At 37.2% G+C, this 6177-nt stretch carries 7 protein-coding genes; 6 read left to right on the top strand and 1 reads right to left on the bottom strand.

All coding sequences use genetic code 11. The features are described from left to right. The first annotated feature begins 472 nt into the window (after positions 1–472). The 3 genes from IOC57_RS13810 to IOC57_RS13800 all read left to right on the top strand — a co-directional run bounded on the left by IOC57_RS13810 (position 473) and on the right by IOC57_RS13800 (position 3087). Positions 473–1171: a polysaccharide deacetylase family protein gene (locus tag IOC57_RS13810; protein WP_207439278.1), complete on the top strand. Its 699-nt coding sequence runs from the start codon at positions 473–475 to the stop codon at positions 1169–1171. Positions 1172–1188: 17 nt separating this feature from the next. After that, complete coding sequence (locus IOC57_RS13805; RefSeq protein ID WP_207439272.1) at positions 1189–1818, top strand: DedA family protein; 630 nt, start codon at positions 1189–1191, stop codon at positions 1816–1818. A gap of 102 nt (positions 1819–1920) precedes the next feature. Beyond that, on the top strand, positions 1921–3087 hold the full coding sequence (locus tag IOC57_RS13800) for an MGDG synthase family glycosyltransferase (protein ID WP_207439271.1): 1167 nt from the start codon (positions 1921–1923) through the stop codon (positions 3085–3087). 95 nt (positions 3088–3182) lie between these two features. Here IOC57_RS13800 and IOC57_RS13795 read toward each other — a convergent pair whose 3' ends face one another. Next, positions 3183–4091 (bottom strand): helix-turn-helix transcriptional regulator, encoded by a 909-nt coding sequence (locus IOC57_RS13795; RefSeq protein WP_207439270.1) that lies wholly within the window; start codon positions 4089–4091, stop codon positions 3183–3185. Between the two features lie 158 nt (positions 4092–4249). Here IOC57_RS13795 and modA point away from each other — a divergent pair, with 158 nt between their 5' ends. The 3 genes from modA (at position 4250) to IOC57_RS13780 (ending at position 6166) form a co-directional block, all read left to right on the top strand. Next, the gene (modA, locus tag IOC57_RS13790) at positions 4250–5053 is read left to right on the top strand and encodes a molybdate ABC transporter substrate-binding protein (RefSeq protein ID WP_207439269.1); all 804 of its coding nucleotides are present in this window, start codon (positions 4250–4252) and stop codon (positions 5051–5053) included. Between the two features lie 244 nt (positions 5054–5297). Next, complete coding sequence (locus IOC57_RS13785; protein ID WP_309487708.1) at positions 5298–5669, top strand: hypothetical protein; 372 nt, start codon at positions 5298–5300, stop codon at positions 5667–5669. Beyond that, positions 5666–6166 (top strand): hypothetical protein, encoded by a 501-nt coding sequence (locus tag IOC57_RS13780; protein WP_207439268.1) that lies wholly within the window; start codon positions 5666–5668, stop codon positions 6164–6166. The genes IOC57_RS13785 and IOC57_RS13780 overlap by 4 nt, the downstream gene beginning before the upstream one ends. The last annotated feature ends 11 nt before the right edge of the window (positions 6167–6177 follow it).

Below are 6177 nucleotides of genomic sequence, written 5' to 3'. Positions count from 1 at the left end.
AACACCCTTAGGGTGTTTTTTTCAGTTTGTCGACAAAAGGAGGTTCGGAATAATCCCACCTCGAAACATAATCTTAAACAAAACTAGTTGTTTTTTTACAATATTCCTTATTGGATTGAATGAGCGACACTCCTGCCGAATAACTGGCTAGCCAAGACTCCACAGCCGCTTACGGTGAAGAGGCTTGGCAGACAGTCGGCGGAAAGGGAGCGGATTTCTGGAATCAACTGGAACATCTTTTAAATAAAAACTGCAGACATTGCTGTAACAGAACTAAGGTCCTTCAACCTTTACAAAAATAAAAAAATAATGATAAGTGAAAATAATGAAAAAAAAATGCTAAATTGTAAGGAGAGGTTTTTTTTATGAATTACCTGAATGCAATGACATTTGCTGCATAGTGGTAAATGATTATGATATAGGGAAAGGTTCAGGATTGGTAACATCGACAATGAGAGGATAGTTTTGTGTGATGCATATATGGCTGATTATTTTTATTATTTTATTATTGCTATTAATATTTTATACTATTATCCCAACGGTGTTCATTCGTGTATGCAGTCTGGGAATAACAAAAAAAATCAATTCGAATAATGGGATAGCGCTAACTTTCGATGATGGCCCAAACCCTGAATATACAATAAAATTACTTGATCTTTTAAAAGTGTATGAAATAAAGGCCACATTTTTTGTTGTTGGCAGTAAAGCGAAAAGGAACCCTGGAATCATTAAAAGAATGCATGAAGAGGGACATACTATAGGGATCCACCATTTTCACCATGTGACAAGCTGGATGCTATCACCTATCCATCTTCGGAGGCAGTTGGAAATGACTGAAAAGGAAATAAATGGATGTACGAATGAAAAGGTGGTTTTTTATAGACCGCCATGGGGCCATTTTAATATGTTCACACCACTTGTAAGTAGGAAATATAGAGTGATAATGTGGTCCGGCATCTTCGGGGATTGGAAAGTCGAAAAATGCAGAAATACTTTGCTGGATCAACTGCGAAGCACTTCAACAGATGGTTCCATCCTCTTGCTGCATGACTGTGGTGAAACCTTGGGGGCGGATCAAGAAGCACCAGGCCATATGATTGAAATGTTAAAAATTTACCTACAGGAGAGTAAGGAAAAAGGAATACACTTCATTACTTTAAAAGACTTATAACTAATTCTGGGGGTATTATGACTATAGATACGCTTTTACATTTTATTGAAACATATGGATACCTAATCATTTTTCTTTTTTTATTCTTCGGCATCGTGGGAGTGCCAGCTCCAGAAGAATCACTTCTATTTCTAATTGGGGTGTTGGTTGTCCAAGGTAAGCTCTCAATGGGTTTAGCCATGCTGTGTGCAATTCTCGGAGCTTTTTTCGGGATGCTTGCAGCTTATGGATGCGGAAAATATGTGGGGTATCCTTTTATAAATAAATATGGAAGATTCATTGGAATTACGAGTGAACGTTGGGAGAAAGCAAAGAAAAACTATACGGATAATGCAGAAAAAACCTTGGTATTGGGATTTTACATTCCGGGAATAAGACAAATTAGTCCATATTTTGCAGGAATCTCTTCAATACCCTTCCGGAAATACTTCCTATTTTCCCTATTAGGCACTATACTCTGGACCGTCCCTTTTATAGTGGCCGGTTATTATGTGGGGGATGCCTTTAATGTTAATCCTAAATATGTTCCATATTTAGGTGTTGTATTTTTAATTATTTTTGTCCTATATGTTACTATCAAGTACATTAAAAAGAGAAAACAAATGTCCAAGTTGAGTCTGCTCCTTATTATCAAGGGTTGGAAATGAAAAAATCCATTAAAGGAATCTTTTCAACGATATTGTAAGAGGAAGATATCATGAACTATATATTTTCGTATTTTCAGAATGATTTCTTAGGAGATGACACATATGAAGAAGATTTTGTTTTTACCTCTCTTTCGAATGCAGTCGGGACATCACCAAGTTGCAGAGGCATTAATGGATATGTTAAAGAAGCATTCAAATGGGATTACTTATAAAAAAATCGATCTAATCAGTTATACCAATACCTCTCTAGAAAAAATCATTGTAAATAGTTATCTAACATGGCTCCGTTATGCGCCGGAAACCTATAATGTTGCCTATAAGAACCTGTTTTATGTTCACTCGTCAAAGGAACGGATATTTAAATGGTATCAGCTATTATTCATGAATAAGATGGAACAATTGATAGCCGAAGAAAAGCCTGATTTAATTGTATGTACACACGGTTTCCCTTCCTATCTCTTGAGTCAGTTAAAGATGAAAGGGAAGTGCAGCACTCCGGTTATAAACGTGTACACCGACTACTTTATTAATAATGTGTGGGGTAGCGAAGGGATAGATGCCCATTTTCTTCCTAGTCAAGAAGTAAAGGAAAAGCTGATGAGTAAGCGTCAAATACCAAAACAAACGATGATGGTCACTGGCATCCCCGTGCACGAGGAAATCACTAAAAATGACCGTGTAAAAAGAAAAACAGACCGACCAAAAATTTTGATATCCGGAGGGAATAGTGGTTTGGGGAGGATTTTGAACTTAGGTGATGAGTTAAAGAATTCAACCGATTTCGATTATTTAGTTCTTTGCGGAAATAACAACAAACTTTATGAAGAAATCGATACTTGGAACTTCCCTCATATCAAACCAATGCCTTATATCTCATCAAGGTCTGAAATGAATAAGCTTTATGAAGAAGTGGACGCAATCGTTACGAAACCGGGCGGTGTCACGATTAGCGAGGCATTGCGAAAAAAGCTTCCCATTTTTGTTCATTCCAGGCTTCCCGGGCAGGAGGAAATTAATCTACAGTATTTAAAACAACAAGGACTTGTATTTAAACTTGATCAGAAAACGCCTTTTGAAAAACAATTGCTGAGTATATTGAAGGATCGGAAAAAAATGAAAAAATGGAACACATCCATGGAAGCTTACCATAAGGAAATAGAGTTGGAGAAACCTGAGGGAATAGTGGAGGTCATGAAATTCATCCTTAATCTTAATCAAAATGGTACGCCTTCCTATCTAGCCCGACAGCCCAAGCTTCTTTATAGCTGATCTCAGTAAGAAATGCTTTTTATGCCTAGTGAAGTCATTGACCATGGTTTGATGCATACCTAACAGGAAGGCTGCTGATTCAGTAGCCTTCCTGTTTAGAATGTCTCGTAAATGATAGAGCCTGTCTGAGAAATATCATAATCACCTAAAGCCTTGATTTCAGCCTGAAATGGATTCGATGATAAAATTCGCTTAACAACGTTTATGAGCTGTTCGTTTTTCGGGGATTTCAAAATAACAAGGTCATACCGTTCTGTAATTAATGGGACAAAGTCAATTCCAACGATTTTTGCAGCCTTTTCAATTCCCACACCCACATCCGCTATCCCACCAGAAACAGCTGAAGCCACACTTAAGTGGTTGGTCTCCTCGTTTTCATATCCCTTAAGATTTTTTGAAGATATACTGTGAATCCTAAGCTGCTCATCAAGAAGAATCCGTGCTCCCGATCCTCTTTCTCGATTGATGATGGACAAGTCCTTATGTTTTAAATCAGTCCAATTTGTGAGGCCGAAAGGATTTCCCTTTTTAACATATAAACCAGCTTTCCTTGAAACAAGATTAAGTAAAATATAAGGATAACCCACCAAAATCTTTTTTATATAAGGAAGATTATATTCCCCAGTATCTCCATCAAACATATGCAAACTAACGATGTCGGAATTCCCATTGTACATGGCAATAAGTCCGCTTAGACTTCCTATGTTAGATCGTAATGTTTTATAGCCGGAGTCTTTCTGTATGTGCTGCCCTAGTATATCTAACACCATGTCTTGACCGCTTATGACAAGGGAATCCTTAGGGGGGGCGGCAACAGGAACTGGGGATGTACTGGATTTATGGTTATTAATATACAGCTCCAAGTCCTTTGCATCCATTCTCATCTGCCTTCCCACACGGAATACGGGAATTTCCCCTTTTTTAACAAGATCATAAATTGTCAATTTAGATACCTTTAATAGCTGTGACACTTCCTCGATCGTATAGGAAAGCTCTTTTGACATGTGCATCCCTCCGTTCTTTATTGTATCCTAGAGTCCTTAAAAAAGTAAATTCACAGCAAAAAAGGCATTGATTAAATCCTTTTATAAGTCTTATACTAGTTATTGTTGGATATAACTAGTTATAACTAATTATAACTAGTAAGAAAGGGAGAGAGACTTTGAAAAGAATATACCTTATAATTTTTTCGATAATGATGCTTGTGATAGTGGGTGCAGGGTGTTCAAGTGATGAAGAAAAAAGCGGAGAAAAACAAACGCAACAAGCTGACGAGAAAGTGGAATTGACGGTTTCCGCTGCTGTAAGTTTGCAAGATGCTTTAAATGATATAAAAGAGTCTTTTGAAAAAGAGAATGCAAATGTGAAAGTCCATTATAACTTTGGAGCTTCTGGAGCTCTTCAGCAACAAATATCCCAAGGTGCACCTGTTGACCTGTTTTTCTCAGCTGCAGAAGATAAATTTGATAAATTGGTAGAGGAAGATCTTATTGAAGAGAAAAACGGAATCGATTTAGTCGGCAATGATCTGGTGCTGGTTGTGCCAAAGGATTCCAAAAAGGAAATCGGATCGCTGAAAGACCTCACAAAGGCTGCTAAAATTTCGATTGGCACTCCAGAATCTGTACCTGCAGGGCAATATGCGAAACAAACGTTGGAAAACATGAACCTCTTTAAAGAGGTTGAAGATCGATTGGTATATGCCAAGGATGTCCGCCAAGTGCTTACATATGTGGAAACTGGAAATGTGGACGCTGGCCTCGTCTATAAAACGGATGCGCTAAACTCATCAAAAGTTGAAATTATTGCAACAGCGCAGACAGATTTACACGATCCGATCATATATCCCGTCGGTATGATCAATGACCTGGATCACTCCAAGGAAGCCAAGCTGTTCTATGACTATCTCCAAACGGAAGCCTCCATGAAGGTTTTTGAAAAATATGGATTTAAAAATTTGAAATAACCACCAATCTGGTGGTCTTTTTTTTGGATGCGTCAAGTAATATTAGGTATATTTTCCTTTATATTGAAACCCTATCCCACTTTAAACGTAAGTATAAGGACATGCATGTATTCATCTTCCAACATAGTTGGAGCTCCAATATTAAAGTAGGAAATATTTATCATTTTCTCACAAATGGTATATGATGAGTTTAATGTAATATTTTACAAGTTTTTTAGAACAAATGTCCAAGGAGGAGTAAAAAGTGGAGGAAGCAATAATTGATTTTCTCATTGCAGTCATGTTAATTATTGGTTTCACATACGGTCTGATTAGGCAATTTAGTCAATGCGTCAGTATCAGGAAAGGAAATAAATCTGATTATGCACATTATAAGAGGATATTGATTGGAAACTATCTGATTTGCCTATCCTATTTGGGTTTTCTTTTTTCCTACATTTTAAATTCATTACTGGCATCTCGTATCATACCGGCATCGTTTATTACAAGTGATAATACTAGTTTTTGCTGTTTCAGTTTTCTAGCCATTCTATTAATTGCTAAATTTGGGATTATTCCTAAGGAAAATGAACAAGTTGAATTAGAAGAATACATAGTTGAGAAAGAGGAAATATGAAGAGAATTTCACTTACCTTATTAATCGTATGTATATCGATCACCTTCCTATTGAATTTTGCTATGCCTGAATTTGCTGGCAAAATGAAAGACAACATAAGTTCCATGAATATCCTGTATTCATACAGTGTCACAAAATCATTCTCGGAAAAGATCCAGGAAACAATCGAAATGGCATCCGTGCCTTCAGGGAAAACCGAGACCAGGAATGCCGAATTCCGAAGTGATGTTAAGCTTGAAGGAACTCCGCTGAATATTAGAAGTGTAGTGAAAGAGAGCCTGAACAAGTCACAGGCGTATAAAGCCAAAGAGAAATTAACCGGTCCCGAAAAAGGGTTTTCATACCGGAGATATTATCTTACCAAAAATCATGATAAAGGAAGATATACTGTCATCCGAACGAATAGAATAACTGGAAAAGAAAAGGTGTATACCGGAACTTATTATGAGCCGAGCACGCAAGACCCGATCGTCAAATGGTCACGTGATGAGAAATAATGGCTGATAAT

The organism is Bacillus sp. SD075, from assembly GCF_017355165.1.
In the GTDB taxonomy this organism is placed as follows: Bacteria; Bacillota; Bacilli; order Bacillales; family DSM-1321; genus Peribacillus.
This window is presented reverse-complemented; position numbering and strand designations above follow the sequence as displayed.

Bases quoted from the DNA above. Each gene is read 5' to 3' on its own strand.
- IOC57_RS13780 (WP_207439268.1), top strand. From the start codon at position 5,666: ATGAAGAGAATTTCACTTACCTTATTAATCGTATGTATATCGATCACC.
- IOC57_RS13800 (WP_207439271.1), top strand. From the start codon at position 1,921: ATGAAGAAGATTTTGTTTTTACCTCTCTTTCGAATGCAGTCGGGACAT.
- IOC57_RS13795 (WP_207439270.1), bottom strand. From the start codon at position 4,091: ATGTCAAAAGAGCTTTCCTATACGATCGAGGAAGTGTCACAGCTATTA.
- IOC57_RS13810 (WP_207439278.1), top strand. From the start codon at position 473: ATGCATATATGGCTGATTATTTTTATTATTTTATTATTGCTATTAATA.
- IOC57_RS13805 (WP_207439272.1), top strand. From the start codon at position 1,189: ATGACTATAGATACGCTTTTACATTTTATTGAAACATATGGATACCTA.